Source organism: Mycobacterium neumannii (assembly GCF_048452905.1).
GTDB lineage: Bacteria > Actinomycetota > Actinomycetes > Mycobacteriales > Mycobacteriaceae > Mycobacterium > Mycobacterium neumannii_B.
On the sequence record NZ_JBCGVF010000003.1, the window covers coordinates 1,351,073 to 1,371,870 of the forward strand.

The window sequence follows — 20,798 nt, forward strand, 5'->3', positions numbered from 1 at the left end:
CGGCGGGCAGACACGGTCGCTCGCGGGGGTTGGCTACGGCGTGACCACGAAATCTGCCCCGTTCCGGGCGGTTTCGATGCGCGCGGCGTTAGGGTCGTCGACGGCACGAATCCACGCCTCAGCCTGCTCGGCTGACTTACCGAACTCGACGTGGCGGGCGATGAGGCGACGACGGCGGACGTCGGGCGGAGCATCGACGAACCACACCTCGTCGAGCAGGGCGCGGATCGCCGGCCACGGGGGCTCGTCGTCGAGGAGGTAGTTGCCCTCCGTCACGATCAGGCGATGGTCGGGCAGGACGGCGATGCTGCCCGCGATGGGCTGTTCGAGATCGCGGTGGAACGCCGGCGCGTAGACGGTCTCGTCGGCCTGGGCCCTGATGCGTTGCAACAGAGCGAGATACCCGTAAGCGTCGAACGTGTCGATGGCGCCTTTGCGGTCGAGGCGGCCGAGCCGCTGCAGTTCGACGTCGGCCAGGTGGTAGCCGTCCATCGGCACGTACACCGCATCGTCGGCCGCGGTCGCGACCGCCTCGGCCAGTGTCGACTTGCCCGCACCCGGCGCACCCGTGACGCCGAGGACGACGCGGGGCTGTCCGCGCCGCAGCGCGTCGAGGCGACTAGCCCAGGAGGGCATCGATTTCCGCGGCGAAGCGAGCCAGTCGCTCCTCTTCGCTCGGAATGCCCCGCTGCTCGTCGGCGGCCCGCTGCCAGCCCAGCCGCCACATCCTCGCGATCGCCCGATCCCCCAGTCCCGCGTACGGGTTGACGAGCGTGTGCGGGAATGCCTTGCGGCCATCCCAATACGCTGTGACCAACCTGTGGGTCATACCTTCTAACTTTCCGTCGCGAGCTCGGCGAAAGTGCTGCGACACGCCGCAGAAAAACCGTAGATTACGCGTCCCGAACTCCGGCGTGAGGCCCACGTCGGCACAATGAACGCGTGAGCGACGTGCATGCGACCGTCGACGCGGTGTGGCGCATGGAGGCGGCGAAAATCGTCGCGACACTGACGCGCTCGGTCGGCGATGTCGGGCTCGCCGAAGACCTGGCCGCCGACGCGCTCGTCGACGCGCTTGAGCAGTGGCCAGCGACGGGTGTACCGCGCAACGCCGGCGCATGGTTGACCACCGTAGCCAAACGCAAGGCCATCGACTTGTGGCGCCGTCAGGACAATCTCGACAGCAAATACGCCGCGATGGCCCGCGAACTCGAAAGCCACGTCGAGGAGTCGTGGGACCCCGACCGCATCGACGACGACGTACTCCGGCTGATCTTCATCTCGGCGCATCCGGTGCTGCCGCGCGAAGGCCGGATCGCGTTGACATTACGGGTGGTCGGCGGGCTGTCCACCGAGGAGATCGCCCGCGCCTTCCTGACGTCCGCCGCGACGGTCGCCGCGCGAATCACCCGCGCCAAGAAGGCCCTCTCGGCCGCGAACGTACCGTTCGAGGTGCCGGACCGCTCGGAGTATCCGGCGAGGCTGTCGGCGGTGCTGAGCGTGATCTACCTGATCTACAACGAGGGCTATTCGGCGTCGTTCGGTCAGCGCTGGATCCGCGACGAGCTGTGCACCGAGGCGCTTCGCCTCGGCCGGGTGCTCGCCGCGCTGGTGCCCGACGAACCGGAAGTCCACGGCCTGCTGGCGCTGATGGAGCTGCAGTCGTCGCGCTTCGCCGCCCGCACCGACAGCGACGGCAGGCCGATCCTGTTGGAGGACCAGAACCGGGCGAAATGGGATCGAGCACAGATCCAACGCGGTGTGGCCGCGCTCGAGCGCGCCGCGAACACGTTGCGGCGCAAGGATACTGGCTGGGGCTCGTATACTCTGCAGGCGGCGATCGCGGAGTGCCATGCCACCGCGCCCACCGCCGCCGACACCGACTGGCGCCGCATCGTCGCGCTGTACGACGGCTTGGCTCGCGCGGCACCGTCGCCGGTCGTCGAGCTCAACCGGGCGGTGGCGGTGGCGATGGCCGACGGCCCCGAAGCCGGACTGGAGATCGTCGACTCGTTGACTGGCTTGGACGGCTCGTATCTGTTGCCGAGCGTGCGCGGCGAACTGCTCGCCCGGTTGGGCCGCGGCGCCGAGGCCGCCGGTGAGTTCGACCGGGCAGCCGCCATGACCGACAACGAGCGGGAACGGGAAGTGCTGCGCGACAAGGCTAGTCGAGCTCGCCGGTAGCATCGGCGCCATGAGTGAGATCAAGGCGGTCCTGTTCGACTTTTCGGGCACGCTGTTCCGGCTCGAGGAGGACGAGAGCTGGTTTCACGGGATCGAGGTCGACGACCGCGAGGTCGACGGCCATGTGCAGGCCGAGTTGATGCGTCGGATGACCGCGCCGACGGGCCAGCACGTCGAGATGACTCCGGAGGCTCACCGCGTATGGGTGAACCGCGATCTGGCGCCGCATCTCCACCGGGAGGCGTATCTGCACGTGCTGCGCGAGTCCGGGTTGGCCGACGAGCACGCCGAGTCGCTGTACGGGCTGCTGATCGACCCGATGAACTGGACTCCATATCCCGACACCGCCGAGGTGCTGCAGGGCTTGCATCGCAGGCACATCCGGACGGCGGTGGTGTCGAACATCGCATTCGACGTGCGACCAGCGTTTGTGTCCCTCGGTGCGGCCGAATTCGTCGACGAGTTCGTGTTGTCCTTCGAAGTCGGCGCGGTCAAACCCGACCCGGCGATCTTCGAGAACGCGTTGGACCGGCTGGGCGTGGACGCCGCGTCCGCGTTGATGATCGGGGACAGCGACGAGGCCGACGGCGGCGCCCGCGCGGTGGGCTGCCGGTTCGCGCTGGTCGATCCGCTGCCGACCGCCGAGCGCCCGGACGGTCTGCGGACCGCGCTGTCCGGCTACGGCGTCACGGTCTGAGCGATAGCCTGGCGGCATGGGCGATCGGATGGCGCCCCCGCGATGGCTCAAATACGCCAACAAGTTGGTGATGGTGCTGCGGCAGTTCCCGGCGCAGGTTCCCGTCGGCGTCGACCTGATGACGCGGGCGGGGGTATTGGAGACCGGGACACCCGACGAGCTCGAGGGGATGGCGGGCCGTCTGCCGGTGTTCCGCGTCGACCCGATCACGTAGCGTTTGCGCCATGTCCGACATTCGCTTGCCCTGGTGGCTGAAGTACGTCAACAAGGTGATGATCGGCCTACAGAAGCTCGGCATCCTCGGCGAGAAAGGACCCGTCGTACTGTCCGTACCGGGACGCAAGACCGGCAAGATGCGGTCCACCCCGGTCACCCCGATGGAGGTCGACGGTCAGCGCTACGTGGTCGGCGGGGTACCCGGCTCCGACTGGGCCGCCAACGTCAGGGCCGCCGGTGAGGTCACGCTGCACATCGGTCGCCGCAGCGAACGCGTGCGGATGGTGGAGATGCCCGTCGACGATGCACGACCGTTGCTGCGGGAGTTCCCGTCGAAGGTGCCCACCGGGGTGGACTTCATCAAGAGTGCCGGACTGGTCACCGGACCCAACCCCGACGAGTTCGAGGCGCTCGCCGGTCGCTGCCCGGTCTTCCGCATCGATAAGGTAACCCCGTGAGTGACAACCCCTTTGACCCGTCGCTGTGGCAGCCCATCGAGGGCTTCGAACTGACCGACATCACCTATCACCGCCACGTCGTCGACGGCGTTCCGCGGCCTACGGTGCGCATCGCGTTCGACCGGCCCGAGGTGCGCAACGCGTTTCGGCCGCAAACCGTGGACGAGCTGTACCGCGTCCTCGACCACGCGCGGATGTCATCGGACGTCGGTGTGGTGCTGCTGACCGGCAACGGGCCCTCGCCCAAAGACGGCGGATGGGCGTTCTGCTCCGGCGGGGATCAGCGGATCCGCGGCCGCAGCGGGTACCAGTACGCGTCGGGCGAGACCGCCGAGACCGTCGACCCGGCGCGCGCCGGGCGCCTGCACATCCTGGAGGTGCAGCGGCTGATCCGGTTCATGCCCAAACCGGTGATCTGTCTGGTCAACGGGTGGGCCGCCGGCGGCGGACACAGTTTGCACGCGGTGTGCGACCTGACGCTGGCCAGCCGCGAGCACGCCCGGTTCAAGCAGACCGACGCCGACGTCGGCAGCTTCGACGGCGGATACGGCAGCGCGTATCTGGCCAAACAGGTCGGCCAGAAATTCGCCCGCGAGATCTTCTTCCTCGGCCGCCCCTATACCGCCGAGCAGATGCATGCGATGGGTGCGGTCAACGCGGTCGTCGACCACGCCGAACTGGAGACCGTCGCGCTGCAGTGGGCTTCGGAGATCAACGGCAAGTCACCGCAGGCGATCCGGATGCTCAAGTACGCCTTCAATCTCACCGATGACGGTCTCGTGGGCCAGCAGCTGTTCGCCGGTGAGGCAACGCGATTGGCGTACATGACCGACGAAGCGGTCGAGGGCCGCGACGCGTTCCTGGAGAAGCGCGACCCCGACTGGAGCGGCTTCCCGCGCTACTTCTGACGCGTGATTTCGGTGTAGTTCGGCGCGTTGAGCGCAACCAACGACACCGAAGTCACTCAAATCCGGTAGGCGAACGACTTCTTCTGCCGCTCGACCATCTTCTCCAGGCACTGGTGATGCTTGCGGGCATGATAGGCCAGCGGGAAGTAGGTCAGCCGGTCGGGCAGTACGCGGTAGGCGATGCGGATGGCCTTGTAAATGCGATTGAGCTGGCGCTCCTCTTCGGGGCTCCAACTCACGCCGAGCTTGGTGCGCAGCCGGGGGTCCAGCAACCCGACGATCGACAGATAGTTGAAGCGCAGCGCGGGCCGCAACGTGGCTTTGATCAGCGGAGAGAACACCTTCGGCACCGACGGGGGCAGCTCGACGGTCCCGGTGATCAAGTCGTCGATCAGTTTCCGGGCCTGCGGCGTGGCCTCGAGCCTGTCGATCATCGTCTCGAAGTAGTCGGTCATCTCCGCGTCGGTCGCGGGATAGTCGCGCATCGGCACGTGCAGCAGGCGCGCCAGCCGGCGGTTGTCGCGCAGCAGTTGCGCCTTCTCGTCGTCGGTGAAGTCGCGACCGATCAACAGGCGCGCGCCATGGACGTTGACGATGTAGCCGGTGCAGATAACCCATTGGTACGCCTCGGGATTCAAGGCGCTGATCTGTTTGCCGGTCTCCGCGCTCTTCATCGTCATCGGCCGGTGCATGGCCCTGACCCGATTTCCTTCGGCCACGGCTTCGGTGCCGCCGTACGTCCACCGCAGCACCGAGTCGATGGACCGGATCGCCCGGCCGCCGGGATCGCCGTGGAACGCCGCCGAATAGCGGCCGGTGACCTCGGCGATGACGGGATGCATCGCCTGCATCATGAACGCCGCACCCTCGAAGATCAGGAACGTCCAACGGCCCGTGTGCTCGGCGGTCAGCGAATCCGGCGGTACCAGTTCGATCGGCTCGTCGTCGACAGACAGATCGATGTCCGAAGTGGCGGTCATGGGCGGCGTCCACCTCCATTCCAGGTAGTACGGGCGAGGCTAATATGACCGGCAGGTCGCATTCAAGTCGCATAAGGGGTGTTGGTGAGCATGGATAGACGCAGGTCAGCGCGGAGGAAGACGCCGCAACAACAGCGCTCTCGTGAGATGGTCGCAAAAATTGTCGAGACAACCGCCGGCCTGCTCCTAACCACCGACCCCGCGCAGGTGACGACGAACCTGATCGCCGACCGGGCGGGCATCAGTAAAGGATCGATCTACCAGTACTTCGCCGACAAGGACGAGATCCTCGAGGCGGCCATCGAGCATCTCGCCCTATCGCAGGCCCCGGCCATCGAGGAACGCCTGCGGGCCGTGACGCTCGCCCAGCCCGCCGAGGCGATGGCGGCCTCCATCGACTTCCTCATCGACGTGACGATCGCCAACCGCGGCCTGCTTCGTTACCTTGCCGAACGCCCGGACCACGTGCGCGCCTTCGAGAGCATTTCTGGTTTGAACGCCACGCTCGTGGCGATGTCGACGCTGCACATGAACCACTACCGCGACCAGTACCGCGACGAGCTGAGCCCAAAAGCATTGGCGTGGTTGTTCTTCAACATGGCGGTGGCGACGACACTGCGGTACATCGAGTCCGATGACCCGATCCGCCTGGACGAACTGCGCGCCGGGCTGAAGTTCGCGTCGTCAGGTCTGCTGGCGGCCGGCCGCAACTGAGCGTTTTGGTGCACGATCTGGAGCGGTGAGCGCGCGTTTTCGTGCACAAGCCGCTCGCCTAGACTCACCGCTCGTGAGCAAGAGCCCGTTGCGGCGGTTGGCCGATCAACTCGTCCTGACCACCATGCGCCCGCCTGTGGTCCCCGAGTTGCTGCAGTACCAGCCCGGCCGCGACATCGTTGACCTGCGGGGTAAGCGCATTCTCCTCACGGGCGCGTCATCGGGGATCGGCGCAGCGGCCGCGGAGAAGTTCGCCCGCCGCGGAGCCACGGTCGTGGTGGCCGCACGCCGGCAGGAGCTGCTCAACGCACTGGTCGACCGGATCGCCGACGATGGCGGGGACGCCAGGGCACACGCCTGCGACCTGTCGGATCTCGACGCGGTCGACGGCCTGGTCGAGCGTGTCGTCACCGAGCTCGGAGGCGTCGACATCCTGATCAACAACGCCGGCCGGTCGATCCGCAGGCCGCTGGCCGAGTCGCTTGACCGCTGGCACGACGTCGAACGCACCATGGCGATCAACTACTACGGGCCGCTGCGACTGATCCGCGGCCTGGCACCTGGCATGCGCGAGCGGCGCGACGGCCACATCATCAACGTGTCCACCTGGGGTGTGCTCAGCGAGTCGTCGCCGTTGTTCTCGGTGTACAACGCGTCGAAGGCGGCGCTGACCGCGGTGAGCCGCGTCATCGAAACCGAGTGGAGCGCTGACGGAGTGCACTCGACCACGCTGTTTTATCCGCTGGTGCGCACGCCGATGATCGCCCCCACTCGCGCCTACGACGGATTGCCGGGACTGTCCGCCGACGAGGCCGCAGAGTGGATGGTCACGGCCGCCAAGACCCGGCCGGTGCGGACCGCGCCGCGGATGGCCGTCAGCGCCCAGGTGCTCAACAGCTTCGCACCCGCGGTCGTCGACGCGGTGATGAAACGGCAACGCGTACAACCGAACAAGTAAATGCCCCACCCCGACATCGCGACTGTCGCCGACATCGCACGCGTCTTCGGCGCCGAACGTCCGGACGCGGTCGCGTTGATCGCTGGTGATCGCACTTCGACGTTCCGCGACCTCGACACCCGGTCCAGCCGGGTGGCTCAGGCGCTGCGCGCGGCGGGTGTGGGGTTCGGCGACCGGGTCGCGTTCATTGAGAAGAACGGCATCGAGTTCTTCGAAGTCGCCTGTGCGCTGTCCAAACTCGGCGCGGTCGTGGTGCCGGTCAACTGGCGGCTCGCACCACCTGAGATGTTGCACATCATCGACGACGCCGACGCGCGGGTGGTGATCGTCGGCGCCGAATTCTTCGGTCACGTCGAGGCGGTCGAGGACCGGCTGATGGCTCTGGTCGTCGCCGTCGGCGAGCACCCCCGCTGGCCGGAGTTCGATCGCTGGATCGGCACCTATCCTGCCGAGGACCCCTGCGTCACAACTCAACCCGACGATGTCGCGTTCCTGATGTACACCTCCGGCACGACCGGCTCGCCCAAGGGCGTGATGCTGACCAACGACAACTACTTCTGCAAGGCCACCGGGATCGCCGACAAATGGCGCTTCGACGCCGACAGCGTGAGCCTTGCCGTGATGCCGATGTTTCACATGGCGGGCTCCGGCTGGGCACTGGTGGGCCTGTGCGAGGGCGCGCGCACGGTCGTGCTGCGCGACGTCGACCCGACCGCTATCCTCGATGCCGTTGCGCAGCACGGTGTTACGAACATGCTGCTGGTTCCGGTGGTGATCCAGCGACTGCTGGAAACCCAGGGCGTGGAGGCGACGGACTTCTCGGCCCTGCGCGCCATCGTCTACGGCGCATCGCCGATCACCGACGACGTCCTTGTCCGGGCGCTGGAGCGGTTCGACTGCGATCTGGTGCAGGTGTACGGGCAGACCGAAACCACCGGATCCATCACCCAACTCGACCGTCATGACCCCGAACTGCTGCGCTCCTGCGGTAAGCCGTTCGGGTGGGTCGAGGTCCGCATCGTGGATGGCGCGGGCCGCGACGTCCCCACCGGGACCGTCGGCGAGTTGTGGACGCGCTCGCGCCAGAACATGCGTGGCTATTGGAACAACCCCGCCGCTACGGCCGCCACCGTCACCCCGGACGGCTGGCTGAAGACCGGCGACGCCGGCTACGTCGACGCCGAGGGTTATGTGTACCTGCACGACCGGGTCACGGACATGATCGTGTCCGGCGGCGAGAACGTGTACCCGACCGAGATCGAGAACGTTCTGATGACACACCCGGACATCGCCGACGTGGCGGTGATCGGCGTGCCGGACCCGACGTGGGGTGAGGCGGTGAAGGCCGTCGTGGTGCCGGCGGTGGGCTGCTCCCCCAGCGAGGCCGACCTCATCGCGTATGCACGTGAGCGGCTGGCGGGGTTCAAGTTACCCAAGTCGGTGTCGTTCGTCGAAGACCTGCCCCGCACCCCCAGCGGCAAGATCCTCAAGCGTGCGTTGCGCGAACCCTACTGGGAAGGTGTCGGGCGACGGATCGGCTGAGCGTGATAGACACGATGTCATGGAGATACTGGCCAGCCGGATGCTCATTCGGCCGGCGGACTATCAGCGTTCCCTGACCTTCTACCGCGACGAGTTGGGGCTGGCGATCGCCCGTGACTACGGTGCGGGCACCGTTTTCTACGCCGGCCAGTCGTTGATCGAACTCGCCGGCCACGGTGGCCCGCGGGCGGGCGGCTCGATGTGGCTTCAGGTGCGCGACGTGTACGCCACCGAGAAGGAACTGTCGGGCCGCGGTGTACCGATCGCGCGGGAGGCACGTGAGGAACCGTGGGGTCTGCACGAGATGCACGTCAACGACCCCGACGGCGTGCTGCTGATCTTCGTTCAGGTGCCCGAGACCCACCCGCTGCGCCGCGACACCCGGCGGTGACGCCCTAGCGTTCAGCGCGCCGGGGCCAGCGGCCAGCCGACCGACGCCAGCCGCGATGCAACCTGGTGCATCTCTTCGGGATTCGGCTCTTGCGCGGTGACCTGGTGGATCGCGGCGCGGATGTCGGCTTCGGTGACGATGTCCGAGTTCGCGCTTTTGAGCACCGCCTGCGCGGCGCTGACCACTTCGTCCTCGGCGAGCGAGCGCTTGAGCAGCGCGAGCAGCGGGAAGTAATCCGTGGGCGGCACACCCTCCGGATACCCGCGGCGCAGCCAGTTGAGCACGCTGTCCAGCACGGTGCGGTTCTCGATCATGATGTGGCGCAACTCATTTCTGCGGCATGAAGGGGAACAGGTCGATCCCCGTGTGGTGGATGATCGTGCCCCTGGTGATCCACAGCACCGCGGTGACGATCACCCATCCGACGAACACGAACAAACCGATGCCGAGGTATTTGCGGACCCGGTTGGGTGCGGTCACGGTGCCGTCGGCCGACTCGTCCCCGGCGCCGCTCGAGAAGGCCATCAATCCGGTGGCGAACAACGCGGGCAGTCCCGCGCCCAGGACCAGCCCGACCACCAGTACCTTCAGAATGCTCTCGAGATAGGTCATCGACGTTCCTCCGCTACACCGTCGCCGGCGGCCTGGCGGGTTCGGGCATGGCTTCCTCGATGGCGGCCCGCAGTTCGGCGGGGACCACGGAGTTGGTCGCACCGTCCCACTCGGCGTTGACGTTGGTGTGGTCGACCTTCTGTTGCTGAGCGCGCCACCACATGTAGAACGACAGGCTGACCAGCAGCAGGAAGATGAACCCGTCACCCGCGAGGCCCGATCCGGTGAGTGCCTCGACGCCGTGGGCGAGCCAGAAGGACAGTGCGCCAACGAGTCCGGCGGCCGGCAGGGTGATCAACCAGGCGACGGCCATCCGGCCTGCGACCGCCCAGCGGACTTCGGCGGCCGGCTTGCCGACGCCACTGCCCAGGATCGAACCGGTGGCGACGTGGGTGGTGGAAAGAGCCATACCCGCGGCGCTCGAGCTGAGAATGATTGCGGCCGAGGAGGCTTCGGCGGCGAAGCCCTGCGGCGACTGGATCTCGACCAGGCCCTTGCCCAGGGTGCGGATGACGCGCCAGCCGCCGAGGTAGGTGCCGAGCCCGATCGCGACCGCACAGCTGAAGATGACCCAGAACGGCAGGCCATTCTCTTTGACGTCACCGCTGAGGTGCCCGGTGGTGATGAGCGCGAGCGCGATGACACCCATCGTCTTCTGCGCGTCGTTGGTGCCGTGTGACAGCGCAACCAGCGAGGCGGTCGCGACCTGACCCCAGCGGAAGCCTTCCCGGCGGCGACGCTCGGCCACCCTGCGGGTGATCCGGTACACCAGCCAGGTGCCGCAGGCGGCCACCAGGCACGCGATGAGCGGCGCGGCGATCGCGGGAATGAGCACCTTCTGGCTGATGCCGCTCCAGTTGACGCCTGCGGTGCCCATGGCGGCCAGGCCTGCGCCGATGAGCCCGCCGAACAGCGCGTGCGAGGAACTCGACGGGATGCCGAACAACCACGTCAGCAGGTTCCACAGGATGCCGCCGATCAGCCCGGCGAAGATGATCGTCAGGCCCGTCGACGCGTCGATCGACGGCAGCAGGGCGCCGGTTTGGCCGTCCTGCACGTTGAGCACCGAGGTGGTGACGGTGACCGCGACCTCGACCGACAGGAAGGCACCGACCAAGTTGAGGATGCCCGCCAACAGGACCGCCGTCTTGGGCTTGAGCGCACCGGTGGCGATCGACGTGGCCATCGCATTGCCGGTGTCGTGGAAGCCGTTGGTGAAGTCGAAGGCCAGTGCGGTTGTGATCAACAGCACGAGGACGATCAACTCAGCGCTCACGGCGTTGATTCTGTCGCCATAGCGTTCGTTTCACCTAATCTGCAACGCTCTTGGACCGGCGTGTCATCTGGCATTTCGCCTTCTCGGGCAATGTGTTCATCCATTGTTCACCCGCCGGCGGTCGAGCGTTTGCCGGCGACGCCGAACTCGTCTTGTCCGGTCGCGCACTAGCATCATCCAATCGGAAGTGGGTAGACCCGATGCGACACGCGGGAGGGCACAGTGACGAAGTTTCTGGCCAAAATTGTCGCGTGGATCACAGCGGGTTACCCCGAAGGCGTGCCCGGTCCGGACCGGGTGCCGCTGTTCTCGCTCCTGCGGCGGCGCCTCACCGAGGACGAGGTGCGAACCGTCGCCATGGAGCTCAAGCGCAACGGCGACTTCGACGATGCCGATATCGGGGTCCTCATCACTCAGATCACCGATGCATTGCCCACGTCCGAGGATGTGGAGCGGGTGCGTCAGCGGTTGGCGGTCCGCGGCTGGCCCCTCGACGATCCACGCGACGGGGAGGGTGACCCATAGCCGTCCTACGCCCCGTCGCGGTCGGGTCGGGCGCCGCGGCGTTGTCGTCCCTGCCTGTCGTGCACGACATGCTGGCCGGCCGTGCCAGCGTACTGCCGGTGCCTGCCGAGAATGATCGTGAATCATCCTTTCTGTCGGAGGCATTGCGGTGCGGTGCCGAGATCGACGACGACGTGGCGGTGGTGGTGCCGACATCGGGCACCACCGGAACCCCCAAGGGTGCGATGCTGAGCGCCGCCGCATTGACCGCCAGCGCCGAGGCAACACATCACCGGCTCGGCGGGCCCGGGCGCTGGCTGCTGGCATTGGCGCCTCATCACATCGCGGGACTTCAGGTGCTGGTCCGCAGCGTCGTCGCAGGCACCACACCGGTGGCCTTGGCGCCGACCTTTGAACCGGCCGAATTGCCTTCTGCCGTAGGCGCTTTGGGCCCGGGTCGACGTTACGCCTCGCTGGTGGCCGTACAACTCGACAAAGCTCTACGCGACGAGCGGGCGGCCGACGCATTGGCGACGCTGGACGCCGTCCTGATAGGCGGAGGGCCGATGCCGACGGGCCTGGCCGAACGTGCTGCCGCGGCGGGGATCTCAGTCGTCCGTACCTACGGGATGAGTGAGACCGCGGGCGGATGTGTGTACGACGGTGTGCCGTTGGACGGTGTGCGGGTTCGGATTCACGACCGGGCGGCCGCGCAGCCAGCGACATCAGACCGGGGTCGAATCGCGTTGGGCGGCCGGACGCTTGCGAAGGGTTACCGCAACACGATGAACCCCGATCCGTTCGCCGACGCGGGCTGGTTTCGCACCGATGACGTGGGAGCCCTCGACCCCGCGGGACGGTTGACGGTGCTCGGCCGGATCGACGACGCGATCGGCAGCGGCGGGCTGACCATCATGCCGCAGGTCGTTGAGGTCGTTCTGGCGACCCACGATGCGGTGGCCGAATGTGCGGTGTTCGGCGTCCCCGACGAGCGGCTGGGCCAGCGGGTCGCCGCGGCCGTGGTGCTCGTCGCCGGTCGCGAGTCCCCCACGCCCGCCGAACTACGCGAGCACGTCGCCGCGGCCCTCGATGCCACCGCGGCACCGCGCGAGTTCCATGTCGTCGACGAGCTACCGCGGCGCGGCATCGGCAAGATCGACCGGCGGGCGCTGGCGGCCCGGTTCTCGAGTTAAGTCACAGGCTTGAGCGGGTCGTGGCCGATCGTCATGAGCCTGTGCCGCCAGTTCTCCTGGCCGGCGGTGGGCTCGAGATCGGCGCCACGTTCTGCGTGAACGCGGTCGACGACCTTGCGCATCACGCGCTCGTCCTCGTCGGTGAGGTCGACCGACCGCTTCTTCAGGATCTCGAGGACGGCGCGGCCGGTCTCGGTGCCCGCCTGGTCGGGCATCTCTTCGGAGTCTTCGGCGGCCGACCGGGTGCGCAGCCAGTCCAGTAGCTCGCGGGACGTCATGTTGACCACGCGGTGGAATTCGTCCCATAGCGCGGCATCCACCTCGACGTGGTGTGCCATTGCACTCACCTCCGCCCGTTCGGCTACCCGGCGACCGACGGGGTTAACCCATTGCGCGGTCAAGCATGATGGACCCATGCGTCGCGAAGTCAATACGGTCGACGAGTTGCGGGCCATCGTCGGGCGCCCGGACCACTACGTCGCCAATAAGGTCAGGAACCGCCTGTCGCCGGTACAGCGCGACTGGCTCGCCCACTCGCCGCTGGGTTTCGTCGCGACGACGGATGCGCGGGGTCGCGTCGACGTGTCGCCCAAGGGCGATCCGCCCGGCTTCGTGCACGTCATCGACGACACCACGATCGCGATCCCGGAGCGGCCGGGCAACAAACGCGTCGACGGCTATCTCAACGTCCTGCAGAATCCGCATGTCGGCACGGTGTTCCTGATCCCGGGCCGCGGCGACACCCTGCGCATCAATGGCACCGCCAAGATCGTCTCGGGCGCCGACTATTTCGACGCGCTTGCGGTCAAGGGCAAACGTCCGATCCTCGCATTGGAGGTCGCCGTCGAAGAGGTGTTCTTCCACTGCGCCAAGGCTTTCCTGCGTTCGGACACCTGGGACCCGTCGACGTGGAACCCCTCGGCGCTGCCGAGCGTTGCTCAGCTACTCAAGGCGATCCGGCCCGAATGGAACCAGAGCCAACTCGACGAGTACTACAGCGACGAGAACACCCGCGCCCGGCTGTACTGATTCGGTGTAGTCCGTCGCGGTGAACGCGACGACCTACACCGAAATCACTCAGATCTGGTGCGGCTCGGCGAATAGGGTGACGGAATGCCGACCAGTCGCAAGGAGATCGTGGCGGTCGCCGTCGGTGTGATGCTGGTGGTCGCCGCGTTCGTGGTGCCGCATCTCAACGTGGGGATCGTCACGCCACTGATCAACGCGACCCCAGGGCGCCTACGCCAGTTCGCCGACACCGCGCCGATCTTCGGCTGGTGGAACGCACACGTCGGATGGGGCACGGTCCCCGCGGTCGTGATCGGCGCCGCGGTGGTGTGGTGGGGGCCGAGGGTCGCACAACGGCTGTCGTGGCGTGCGTTGCCGTGGGCGACATGGGCGACGGCGTGCGCATGGGCGTTCTCGCTGGCCATGATCGACGGTTGGCAGCGCGGTTTCGCCGGCAGGTTGGTCGCCCGCCACGAGTATCTGCGTCAGGTCCCCACCGTCACGGACATACCGCATGCGCTGCAAACGTTTTCCGACAGGATCCTTGACTACCAACCGGATTCGTGGATCACCCATGTCTCAGGACATCCCCCCGGGGCGCTGCTCACCTTTGTCTGGCTCGACCGCATCGGCCTCGGTGGTGGCGCGTGGGCCGGCCTGCTGTGCCTGCTGGTGGGATCCAGCGCGGCAGCCGCCATCCTCGTCGCGGTGCGGGCACTGTCGGGGGAAGCGACCGCGCGGCTGGCGGCCCCGTTCGTCGCCGTTGCCCCCACGGCGATCTGGATCGCGGTGTCGGCCGACGGCTACTTCGCAGGAGTCGCGGCGTGGGGTATCGCGCTGCTGGCGATCGCCGTCGGGGGCACCGCGAGAGGGCCCGTCCTCGCCGCGGCGGGGGCCGGTCTGCTGCTGGGCTGGGGGCTGTTCCTCAACTACGGCCTGGTCCTGATGGTCTTACCCGCGCTCGCGGTGCTGATGTGCGCGTCCGACTGGCGGGCCGCGGCCCGTGCCGCGGTACCGGCGGTCGGGGTCGTCCTCGCCCTGGTGGCGGTCTTCGCGGTGGTGGGGTTCTGGTGGTTCGACGGCTATCAGCTGGTGCAGGAACGCTATTGGCAGGGCATCGCCAAGGACCGGCCGTTCCAGTACTGGGGGTGGGCGAACTTCGCTTCCGTCGTGTGCGCGATCGGCCTCGGAAGTGTGGCCGGGCTCGGCAGGGTGTTCGACATCGCGGCGATCCGGCGTCGGCCCGGCCTGCCCATGCTTCTCCTCGGCGCGCTGCTGGCGATCCTGTTCGCCGACCTGTCGATGCTGAGCAAGGCCGAGACCGAACGCATCTGGCTGCCGTTCACCGTCTGGCTCACCGCCGCCGGCGCACTGCTACCGCCGCGGTCGCACCGCTGGTGGCTCGGCGTCAACGTGGTGGGCGCCCTGCTGCTCAACCACTTCATTCTGACGAATTGGTAACGGTCGCGGGTCACCACGCACATCCGTAGGACATTGCCGGGACCCTGGAACCGTGCAACCCGGCGACCGGCCCCGGGTACAGCGGGTAATCCGCTGGCGTAGTCCGCTGCGCGGTTTGTGGCTGACATCGGTGTTCGGCTCGGTGTTGCTGATCGGGCTGCCGGTGGTGATCCTCACCGGCCTGCTGTCCTACATCGCCTACGGGCCGCAGTTCGGTCAGGCCATACCGGGCGATGTGGGCTGGCTCAAGCTTCCGACCTTCGACTGGCCCACCGACCCCTCATGGCTTTACCGGCTGACGCAGGGGTTGCACGTCGGGCTCGGCCTGGTGCTCGTGCCGGTGGTGCTCGCCAAGCTGTGGTCGGTGATTCCCCGGCTGTTCGCCTGGCCGCCTGCACGTTCCATCGCCCAACTGGTGGAACGGATCTCGTTGCTGATGTTGGTCGGTGGGGCGCTGTTCGAGATCGTCACCGGCGTGCTGAACATCCAGTACGACTACATCTTCGGCTTCAGCTTCTACACCGCCCACTACTTCGGCGCCTGGGTGTTCATCGCCGGGTTCGCCGTGCACGTCGCCATCAAGCTCCCCCGCCTGCGGGAGGGTTTGCGGTCACGGTCGATGCGTGCGGTGCTGCGCACGTCGCGCGAGGACACCGTCGCCGATCCGTATGAGCCCGACGGGTTGGCTCCCGCCGATCCCGATCCCCCGACGATGAGTCGCCGCGGTGCGCTCGCTCTGGTCGGTGGCGGGGCCGCGTTGGTCGCGGTTCTCACCGCCGGGCAGTCGATCGGCGGATGGACCAGGCACGCCGCGCTGCTCCTACCCCGCGGGCGGACCCGCGGCGACGGTCCGAATGACTTCCAGGTCAACCGGACTGCCGCCGCGGCCCGGATCACACCGGAGATGACGGGCGAGCGCTGGCGACTCACCATGACCGGAGGGGTATCACCGGTGGTGCTCGACCGCGCCGCGCTGACCGCGATGCCCCAGCACACCGCCCGGCTGCCGATCGCCTGTGTCGAAGGCTGGTCGACGACCGAGACGTGGACCGGCGTGCCGCTGCGGGATTTGGCCCGGTTGGCCGGTGTGCCCTCACCGGTATCGGCGTTCGTCCGGTCCGTGGAGCGGCGGGGCGCCTTCAATCGTGCGACGCTGCAACGCAATCAGCTTCTGCATCCCGACGCGCTGCTGGCGCTGAGGGTCAACGGCGTCGACCTGTCACCCGATCACGGTTTCCCGGCGCGCGTCATCGTGCCTGCGCTGCCGGGCGTGCACAACACCAAATGGGTGGGCTCGATCGACTTCCGGGCGGGTGATTGACATGGGCCGGTTCCGCGCCGTCTACGGATCACATCCGCTGCACCTGATGACGCTGGTCGCCGGCTTCGCGCTGTTCGGTTATGTGTTGGTCACTCTCACACCGACGGCGTTGTGGAACACCCGCACGTGGTGGCAGTCCATTACGGTGTGGTTCGCCGCGGCGATCGTCGTCCATGATCTCGTGCTGTTTCCGCTCTACGCGTTGGTGGACCGGGCCCTGTTGTGGGGCACGCGAATTCCCCGGTTACGGGTTTCGCTACTGAACTATGTGCGGGTACCGGCGCTCGGCTCGGCGTTGACCCTGCTGTTGTTTCTGCCCGGCATCATCAAACAGGGTGCGCCGATCGTGCTGGCCGCGACGGGACAGACCCAGGATCCGTACCTGGGCAGGTGGTTGCTTTTGACGTCCGCGATGTTCGGGATCAGCGCGGTGGTCTACGCCGTACGGCTGACGACGACCAAGACCTAAGCCAGCGTCAGGCTGGCGACCACCCGGTTGCCGATCGGATGGACGCGGGTCAACGCCAGGCCCGCGGTCTCGGCGACCTCGGCGGCGCAGTCGATGCCCACCGACGCCCACGGAAACCACGGACCGACCACGCGCGACGACTCGAGCCGGACCCAGCGGTTGCGCACACCCTGTGTCAGAGTCTCGAACTCGGCGATGCACCGCCCGCCTCGGCGCAACAACTCCGCAGCCCTGTGCAGCGTCCGGAACGGGTCACCGCCGAGGCCGACGTTGCCGTCGGCCAGCAACACCGTCTGCCACCTCCCGGTCGCGGGCAGCTGCCCGAACACATCTCGGCGCAGCACGGGTGCACCGTTGCGCCGCGCGAGCCCGACCGCGGTCGCGGACTGGTCGACGCCGAGCGCAGGTATGCCCCGGCGGATCAGCTCCATCACCAGTCGTCCTGGGCCGCAGCCTAAGTCGATCGTCGGCCCTTCACACAGCCCGACGACGGCCCGGTCGAAGCGGCTATCGGCGTGCGCGCCGCCGATCCAACGATGCACGGGAAGGGCGCGTACCTCACCGTCGTCGCTTCGGATCCAGCACCGCTCCCCGTCGAGCGCGCAGTCGTAGAGGTTGCCCAGCATCAGGCGAGCACCGCCTGGGCGGCCAGGGCGAACCGGCTGTCCGCCGCGCATCGCCGGCGCACCGCGTCGATGTCGGCGATGGTGTCGAAGTCGGCGAGCTCGTCGAGCAGGCCGACGTCTATGCCTTTGCCGCGCAACGCCGCCAGGGTCAAAGCGCCGGTGTCGGACTGCGACATCGGCACGCTCCGCAGGCATTCGGCCATGGACGGGTGCGAGACACCCAACACCCACCACCCGCCGTCGGCGGCGGGTCCGAGGACCGCGTCGCTTCCTATCAGCGCTCGCCCGCATTCGGCGAGTAGGCCGGCGGTGACCTGCGGGGTATCCATGCCGATCTGCAGTACCGGATCGCCGGCGGAAGCGTCAGCGTGCGCGTTGGCCAGTCGCTGGGCGAAGTCCGCGCCGCGCTGCGGTATCACCGTGAATCCGCCTAGAGCAGCCGCGATTTCGTCACCTCGGCTCGCCTGTCGGAGATCGCCGGTCAGCGCGACGACCCTGCTCCCGACGGGCGCGGCGGCGACCGCATCGAGGGTGTCGAGCAGCGCGGCGGCGGCGAGGTCGGCCGCGGCGGCGTCGCCGATCGTCGCGGCGAGCCGGGTCTTCGCCAGGCCGGCCACCGGCGCCTTGGCCACCACCAACACCGTCACCGCCAGCACCGTCACGAGATCACTCGCCAGAAGTCAAAAGCGGCGACAGCGCTACCGCGCACCGATCCGCTGACCTTGGACTTGCCGCCGGTGCGCGCGCGGTAGTCGACATCGCGCTCGACGACGCACCACCCGGCGGCCGCCGCCCGAACCAGCATTTCGAGGGGGTACCCGGAGCGGCGGTCGCTGACGCCGAGATCGAGCAGAGCGTCGCGGCGGGTGACCCGCATCGGGGCGATGTCGTGTACCGCCAGGCCGTGGCGCTGCCGCAGCCGCCAGCACACCGCCGCGGTGCCGAGGCGGGCATGCCACGGCCACTTCAGCCCCGGCACCGGCCGGCGGCGCCCGACCGCCATGTCGGCCCCGCGGCGGAGGTCGTCGACCAGAGCGGGCAGGTCACGGGGATCCAGCGAACCGTCGGCGTCCAACACCGCCACGATGGGCGTCGTCGCCGCTACCACCCCGGCGTGCACTGCGGCGCCGTAACCGGGCCGCTTTTCAGGTACCACCTGCGCTCCATGCTCCCGAGCGACGTCCGCGGTCGCATCGGTGCTGTTGTTGTCGACCACCAGCGGGCGGTATCCGGCCGGAATGGCCGCGAGCACGCCGGGCAGTGATTCCGCCTCGTTGAGACACGGCAGCACCACGGTCACCGGACAGGCGGGCATGATCACGAGGCTATCCACACCGCCGCCGCGCAAACCAGTCGATTGATGACCAATCCGTGACATCAGCCCAGGTAGTGGCAGCACGCGGCTACTCTCGGAAACTGTGACGCGCGTATTGATCGCCGACGACGACACCGTCGTGCGTGACGTCGTGCGCCGCTATCTCGAGCGCGACGGGCTCGACGTGGCGATCGCGCACGACGGAGCCGAGGCCCTGCGGTTACTCGGCTCCCAGCACATCGACGTCGCGGTGCTCGACGTGATGATGCCGGGCCCGGACGGGCTGACGCTGTGCCGCAACCTGCGCCGGCGCGGCGGATACTCGATGCCGGTCATCCTGCTGACCGCGCTCGGCGAGGAGGACGACCGCATCGCGGGCCTGGAGGCCGGCGCCGACGACTACCTGACCAAGCCGTTCAGCCCGCGCGAACTGGCGTTGCGGGTGCGCTCGGTGCTGCGGCGCGCGCCCGCACCGACCGGCCGGCGGGCGTTGGACATCGCGGTCGGCGGGCTGACCGTGTCGACGGCCGCGCGCACCGTGACCGTCGACGGACAGCCGGTGTCGCTGACCAACCGCGAGTTCGACCTGCTGCTGTTCTTCCTCACCCACACTGACGTCGTGTTCAGCCGCGAGGAGCTGTTGAAACAGGTGTGGCACTGGGATTTCGGCGATCTATCGACGGTGACCGTGCACGTCAAGCGGTTGCGGTCGAAACTCGGTGAGCACCACAGGGTGCAGACGGTGTGGGGCCGCGGCTATCTGTGGAGCAGCGAGGCCCGCTCGCCGGAAGGGCAGAGCGCCTAGTGCCGTCCGACCTCTGGGAGATCATCGGGTTGGCGCTGGCATGTTCGGTTCCCGTGGTACTCGCGGGCGCACTCGTCATCCGCCTGGCCCGGTCGTGGTCGCTGGCGGTGAGCATGGTGGCGCTGGTGCTCATCCCGGTGTTGGCGACGTTCACCGGTGTGCTCGGCGCCAGCCGCTTCATGATCACCGAAACCTTCGAGAAGACCGCGATCGTCCTGGTGATCGTCTCGGTGGTGACGATTCCCGCCGCGGTGATGCTCGCGCGCTATCAAGCCCGTCGCACCGTGTGGGAGCAGGAGATCCGCGAGTCCGAACGGGCCGCCGAGCAGTCGCGCCGCCGGCTGGTCGCGTTCGTCAGCCACGATCTGCGGACCCCGCTGGCCGGGATACGGGCGGTGTCCGAGGCGATCGCCGATGGTGTGGTACCCGACGCCGAGGTCCGCGTACACGCCAAAACCATTGAGCAAGAGTCAGTTCGGCTTTCCGAGATGGTCGACGACTTGTTCGAGATGTCGAAGATCAATGCGGGCGCGGTCCAACCGGTGTTTGACAAGGTGGCGCTCGATGAGGTGGTCGACGATGTGCTGACCGCGCACCGGATCGCCGCCGAGCGCGCGGGAGTGGCGTTGACGGCCGAGCTGCCGGAGGCGCCGGTGCGGGTGCTGGGCAGCGACCGCGCGCTGGTGCGTGTGCTGTCCAACCTGGTGGCCAACGCGATCGCCCACACCCCGGAAGGCGGGCGGGTGTCGCTGTCGCTGGGATCGGACGAGAACGGCGCGTGGGCACGCGTCGACGACACCGGCGTCGGCATCGACGAGGCCGACCTGCCGCGGGTGTTCGACGTCGCCTACCGGGGATCCAACGATCGCGTGCCGCGTGCCGATTCGTCGCTGCCCAGCGGGTCGGGGCTGGGGCTCGCGATCGCCGCGGGCTTGGTGCAGGCCCATCGCGGGACGTTGTCCGCGCGCAACCTGGGCACCGGCGCACGTTTCGAGGTGCGGCTGCCGCTGGCGGCGGACTGATTTTCACCGTCGCGCCGCCGTCCCTCTGCCTCGAAATAGCGTCCTGGTCGCTGAGCAGCACTTTTGACGACCATGGCTTCTCATTCGGTGCCGAGGGGTTGTTCTTGAGTGATCACTCAAGTAACGTCGTTGACCTCA

The 20,798-nt window shown here is 67.8% G+C and carries 27 protein-coding genes; 17 read left to right on the forward strand and 10 right to left on the reverse strand.

Annotated elements, in window-relative coordinates:
• Positions 1-33 precede the first annotated feature (33 nt).
• Positions 34-636: a nucleoside/nucleotide kinase family protein gene (locus AAHH99_RS12910; protein WP_418768959.1), complete on the reverse strand. Its 603-nt coding sequence runs from the start codon at positions 634-636 to the stop codon at positions 34-36.
• Positions 620-829, reverse strand: coding sequence for a hypothetical protein (locus AAHH99_RS12915; RefSeq protein WP_418768960.1), 210 nt, complete (start codon positions 827-829; stop codon positions 620-622). The genes AAHH99_RS12910 and AAHH99_RS12915 overlap by 17 nt, the downstream gene beginning before the upstream one ends.
• A 152-nt stretch (positions 830-981) precedes the next feature.
• Between AAHH99_RS12915 and AAHH99_RS12920 the strand changes: the two genes are divergently transcribed.
• Genes AAHH99_RS12920 through AAHH99_RS12940 form a run of 5 tightly spaced genes read left to right on the forward strand, consistent with a single transcriptional unit; the run spans position 982 to position 4,463 of the window.
• Complete coding sequence (locus tag AAHH99_RS12920) at positions 982-2,184, forward strand: RNA polymerase sigma factor (RefSeq protein WP_418769618.1); 1,203 nt, start codon at positions 982-984, stop codon at positions 2,182-2,184.
• A 10-nt stretch (positions 2,185-2,194) separates the two neighbouring features.
• The gene (locus tag AAHH99_RS12925) at positions 2,195-2,881 is read left to right on the forward strand and encodes an HAD family hydrolase (protein WP_418768961.1); all 687 of its coding nucleotides are present in this window, start codon (positions 2,195-2,197) and stop codon (positions 2,879-2,881) included.
• Between the two features lie 16 nt (positions 2,882-2,897).
• Positions 2,898-3,095 carry a hypothetical protein gene (locus AAHH99_RS12930; protein ID WP_418768962.1) on the forward strand — a complete coding sequence of 66 codons (198 nt, stop codon included), beginning with the start codon at positions 2,898-2,900 and terminating at the stop codon, positions 3,093-3,095.
• Positions 3,096-3,105: 10 nt separating this feature from the next.
• Positions 3,106-3,555 carry a nitroreductase family deazaflavin-dependent oxidoreductase gene (locus tag AAHH99_RS12935; RefSeq protein ID WP_418768963.1) on the forward strand — a complete coding sequence of 150 codons (450 nt, stop codon included), beginning with the start codon at positions 3,106-3,108 and terminating at the stop codon, positions 3,553-3,555.
• A complete protein-coding gene (locus AAHH99_RS12940) occupies positions 3,552-4,463 on the forward strand; it encodes a 1,4-dihydroxy-2-naphthoyl-CoA synthase (protein WP_418768964.1) in 912 nt (303 codons plus the stop codon). Before AAHH99_RS12935 ends, AAHH99_RS12940 begins: the two co-directional genes overlap by 4 nt.
• Before the next feature lie 56 nt (positions 4,464-4,519).
• Here AAHH99_RS12940 and AAHH99_RS12945 read toward each other — a convergent pair whose 3' ends face one another.
• Positions 4,520-5,443 (reverse strand): oxygenase MpaB family protein, encoded by a 924-nt coding sequence (locus AAHH99_RS12945; protein WP_418768965.1) that lies wholly within the window; start codon positions 5,441-5,443, stop codon positions 4,520-4,522.
• 147 nt (positions 5,444-5,590) lie between these two features.
• Here AAHH99_RS12945 and AAHH99_RS12950 point away from each other — a divergent pair, with 147 nt between their 5' ends.
• The 4 genes from AAHH99_RS12950 (at position 5,591) to AAHH99_RS12965 (ending at position 9,048) form a co-directional block, all read left to right on the forward strand.
• A complete protein-coding gene (locus AAHH99_RS12950) occupies positions 5,591-6,157 on the forward strand; it encodes a TetR/AcrR family transcriptional regulator (protein ID WP_418768966.1) in 567 nt (188 codons plus the stop codon).
• Between the two features lie 73 nt (positions 6,158-6,230).
• Entirely contained in the window at positions 6,231-7,115 is an 885-nt protein-coding gene (locus AAHH99_RS12955; protein WP_418768967.1) for an SDR family oxidoreductase, read from the forward strand.
• The gene (locus tag AAHH99_RS12960; protein ID WP_418768968.1) at positions 7,116-8,657 is read left to right on the forward strand and encodes a long-chain-fatty-acid--CoA ligase; all 1,542 of its coding nucleotides are present in this window, start codon (positions 7,116-7,118) and stop codon (positions 8,655-8,657) included.
• A 19-nt stretch (positions 8,658-8,676) separates the two neighbouring features.
• Positions 8,677-9,048, forward strand: a complete 372-nt coding sequence (locus AAHH99_RS12965) for a VOC family protein (RefSeq protein ID WP_418768969.1) — start codon at positions 8,677-8,679, stop codon at positions 9,046-9,048.
• 11 nt (positions 9,049-9,059) lie between these two features.
• On the opposite strand, the gene AAHH99_RS12970 is transcribed toward AAHH99_RS12965, so the two are convergent.
• The 3 genes from AAHH99_RS12970 to AAHH99_RS12980 are packed head-to-tail and all read right to left on the reverse strand — an operon-like array spanning position 9,060 to position 10,936.
• Complete coding sequence (locus AAHH99_RS12970) at positions 9,060-9,362, reverse strand: DUF3349 domain-containing protein (protein ID WP_418768970.1); 303 nt, start codon at positions 9,360-9,362, stop codon at positions 9,060-9,062.
• Positions 9,363-9,375: 13 nt separating this feature from the next.
• The gene (locus AAHH99_RS12975; RefSeq protein ID WP_068200579.1) at positions 9,376-9,660 is read right to left on the reverse strand and encodes a hypothetical protein; all 285 of its coding nucleotides are present in this window, start codon (positions 9,658-9,660) and stop codon (positions 9,376-9,378) included.
• Positions 9,661-9,673: 13 nt separating this feature from the next.
• On the reverse strand, positions 9,674-10,936 hold the full coding sequence (locus AAHH99_RS12980) for an inorganic phosphate transporter (RefSeq protein WP_418768971.1): 1,263 nt from the start codon (positions 10,934-10,936) through the stop codon (positions 9,674-9,676).
• Positions 10,937-11,158: 222 nt separating this feature from the next.
• On the opposite strand from AAHH99_RS12980, the gene AAHH99_RS12985 reads away from it, so the two are divergent.
• Together AAHH99_RS12985 and menE are read left to right on the forward strand one after the other, a co-directional pair.
• Positions 11,159-11,461: a DUF3349 domain-containing protein gene (locus tag AAHH99_RS12985; protein WP_064399641.1), complete on the forward strand. Its 303-nt coding sequence runs from the start codon at positions 11,159-11,161 to the stop codon at positions 11,459-11,461.
• A gap of 50 nt (positions 11,462-11,511) precedes the next feature.
• Entirely contained in the window at positions 11,512-12,633 is a 1,122-nt protein-coding gene (gene menE, locus AAHH99_RS12990) for an o-succinylbenzoate--CoA ligase (protein WP_418769619.1), read from the forward strand.
• Here the strand turns inward: menE and AAHH99_RS12995 are convergent.
• Positions 12,630-12,971 carry a DUF3140 domain-containing protein gene (locus AAHH99_RS12995; RefSeq protein ID WP_418768972.1) on the reverse strand — a complete coding sequence of 114 codons (342 nt, stop codon included), beginning with the start codon at positions 12,969-12,971 and terminating at the stop codon, positions 12,630-12,632. The two genes, menE and AAHH99_RS12995, sit on opposite strands and share 4 nt — an antisense overlap.
• Positions 12,972-13,047: 76 nt before the next feature.
• Here AAHH99_RS12995 and AAHH99_RS13000 point away from each other — a divergent pair, with 76 nt between their 5' ends.
• From AAHH99_RS13000 to AAHH99_RS13015, 4 genes are all read left to right on the forward strand, one after another.
• Positions 13,048-13,662, forward strand: a complete 615-nt coding sequence (locus AAHH99_RS13000) for a pyridoxamine 5'-phosphate oxidase family protein (protein ID WP_418768973.1) — start codon at positions 13,048-13,050, stop codon at positions 13,660-13,662.
• Positions 13,663-13,746: 84 nt separating this feature from the next.
• Entirely contained in the window at positions 13,747-15,102 is a 1,356-nt protein-coding gene (locus AAHH99_RS13005; protein WP_418768974.1) for a hypothetical protein, read from the forward strand.
• Between the two features lie 52 nt (positions 15,103-15,154).
• Positions 15,155-16,423, forward strand: coding sequence for a molybdopterin-dependent oxidoreductase (locus AAHH99_RS13010; protein ID WP_418768975.1), 1,269 nt, complete (start codon positions 15,155-15,157; stop codon positions 16,421-16,423).
• On the forward strand, positions 16,416-16,892 hold the full coding sequence (locus tag AAHH99_RS13015) for a hypothetical protein (RefSeq protein WP_418768976.1): 477 nt from the start codon (positions 16,416-16,418) through the stop codon (positions 16,890-16,892). The genes AAHH99_RS13010 and AAHH99_RS13015 overlap by 8 nt, the downstream gene beginning before the upstream one ends.
• Here the strand turns inward: AAHH99_RS13015 and AAHH99_RS13020 are convergent.
• From AAHH99_RS13020 to AAHH99_RS13030, 3 genes are read right to left on the reverse strand one after another with little or no spacing between them, the layout of a single operon-like run.
• The gene (locus AAHH99_RS13020; protein WP_418768977.1) at positions 16,889-17,518 is read right to left on the reverse strand and encodes a methyltransferase domain-containing protein; all 630 of its coding nucleotides are present in this window, start codon (positions 17,516-17,518) and stop codon (positions 16,889-16,891) included. The two genes, AAHH99_RS13015 and AAHH99_RS13020, sit on opposite strands and share 4 nt — an antisense overlap.
• The gene (locus AAHH99_RS13025; protein ID WP_418768978.1) at positions 17,518-18,180 is read right to left on the reverse strand and encodes a TIGR04282 family arsenosugar biosynthesis glycosyltransferase; all 663 of its coding nucleotides are present in this window, start codon (positions 18,178-18,180) and stop codon (positions 17,518-17,520) included. The genes AAHH99_RS13020 and AAHH99_RS13025 overlap by 1 nt, the downstream gene beginning before the upstream one ends.
• Entirely contained in the window at positions 18,177-18,833 is a 657-nt protein-coding gene (locus AAHH99_RS13030; RefSeq protein WP_418768979.1) for a glycosyltransferase family 2 protein, read from the reverse strand. The genes AAHH99_RS13025 and AAHH99_RS13030 overlap by 4 nt, the downstream gene beginning before the upstream one ends.
• Positions 18,834-18,936: 103 nt before the next feature.
• Between AAHH99_RS13030 and AAHH99_RS13035 the strand changes: the two genes are divergently transcribed.
• On the forward strand, positions 18,937-19,638 hold the full coding sequence (locus tag AAHH99_RS13035) for a response regulator transcription factor (protein ID WP_418768980.1): 702 nt from the start codon (positions 18,937-18,939) through the stop codon (positions 19,636-19,638).
• Positions 19,638-20,660, forward strand: a complete 1,023-nt coding sequence (locus tag AAHH99_RS13040) for a sensor histidine kinase (protein WP_066842135.1) — start codon at positions 19,638-19,640, stop codon at positions 20,658-20,660. Before AAHH99_RS13035 ends, AAHH99_RS13040 begins: the two co-directional genes overlap by 1 nt.
• Positions 20,661-20,798 lie beyond the last annotated feature (138 nt).

What these genes read in the sequence shown, in the direction of transcription:
- AAHH99_RS13020 (WP_418768977.1), bottom strand. Translation starts at nt 17,518, where the DNA reads ATGCTGGGCAACCTCTACGACTGCGCGCTCGACGGGGAGCGGTGCTGG.
- AAHH99_RS12965 (WP_418768969.1), top strand. Translation starts at nt 8,677, where the DNA reads ATGGAGATACTGGCCAGCCGGATGCTCATTCGGCCGGCGGACTATCAG.
- AAHH99_RS12920 (WP_418769618.1), top strand. Translation starts at nt 982, where the DNA reads ATGGAGGCGGCGAAAATCGTCGCGACACTGACGCGCTCGGTCGGCGAT.
- AAHH99_RS12925 (WP_418768961.1), top strand. Translation starts at nt 2,195, where the DNA reads ATGAGTGAGATCAAGGCGGTCCTGTTCGACTTTTCGGGCACGCTGTTC.
- AAHH99_RS12970 (WP_418768970.1), bottom strand. Translation starts at nt 9,362, where the DNA reads ATGATCGAGAACCGCACCGTGCTGGACAGCGTGCTCAACTGGCTGCGC.
- AAHH99_RS13000 (WP_418768973.1), top strand. Translation starts at nt 13,048, where the DNA reads ATGCGTCGCGAAGTCAATACGGTCGACGAGTTGCGGGCCATCGTCGGG.
- AAHH99_RS12975 (WP_068200579.1), bottom strand. Translation starts at nt 9,660, where the DNA reads ATGACCTATCTCGAGAGCATTCTGAAGGTACTGGTGGTCGGGCTGGTC.
- AAHH99_RS13005 (WP_418768974.1), top strand. Translation starts at nt 13,747, where the DNA reads ATGCCGACCAGTCGCAAGGAGATCGTGGCGGTCGCCGTCGGTGTGATG.
- AAHH99_RS12960 (WP_418768968.1), top strand. Translation starts at nt 7,116, where the DNA reads ATGCCCCACCCCGACATCGCGACTGTCGCCGACATCGCACGCGTCTTC.
- AAHH99_RS12935 (WP_418768963.1), top strand. Translation starts at nt 3,106, where the DNA reads ATGTCCGACATTCGCTTGCCCTGGTGGCTGAAGTACGTCAACAAGGTG.
- AAHH99_RS12915 (WP_418768960.1), bottom strand. Translation starts at nt 829, where the DNA reads ATGACCCACAGGTTGGTCACAGCGTATTGGGATGGCCGCAAGGCATTC.
- AAHH99_RS12950 (WP_418768966.1), top strand. Translation starts at nt 5,591, where the DNA reads ATGGTCGCAAAAATTGTCGAGACAACCGCCGGCCTGCTCCTAACCACC.
- AAHH99_RS12930 (WP_418768962.1), top strand. Translation starts at nt 2,898, where the DNA reads ATGGGCGATCGGATGGCGCCCCCGCGATGGCTCAAATACGCCAACAAG.
- AAHH99_RS12910 (WP_418768959.1), bottom strand. Translation starts at nt 636, where the DNA reads ATGCCCTCCTGGGCTAGTCGCCTCGACGCGCTGCGGCGCGGACAGCCC.
- AAHH99_RS12945 (WP_418768965.1), bottom strand. Translation starts at nt 5,443, where the DNA reads ATGACCGCCACTTCGGACATCGATCTGTCTGTCGACGACGAGCCGATC.
- AAHH99_RS12995 (WP_418768972.1), bottom strand. Translation starts at nt 12,971, where the DNA reads ATGGCACACCACGTCGAGGTGGATGCCGCGCTATGGGACGAATTCCAC.
- AAHH99_RS13030 (WP_418768979.1), bottom strand. Translation starts at nt 18,833, where the DNA reads ATGCCCGCCTGTCCGGTGACCGTGGTGCTGCCGTGTCTCAACGAGGCG.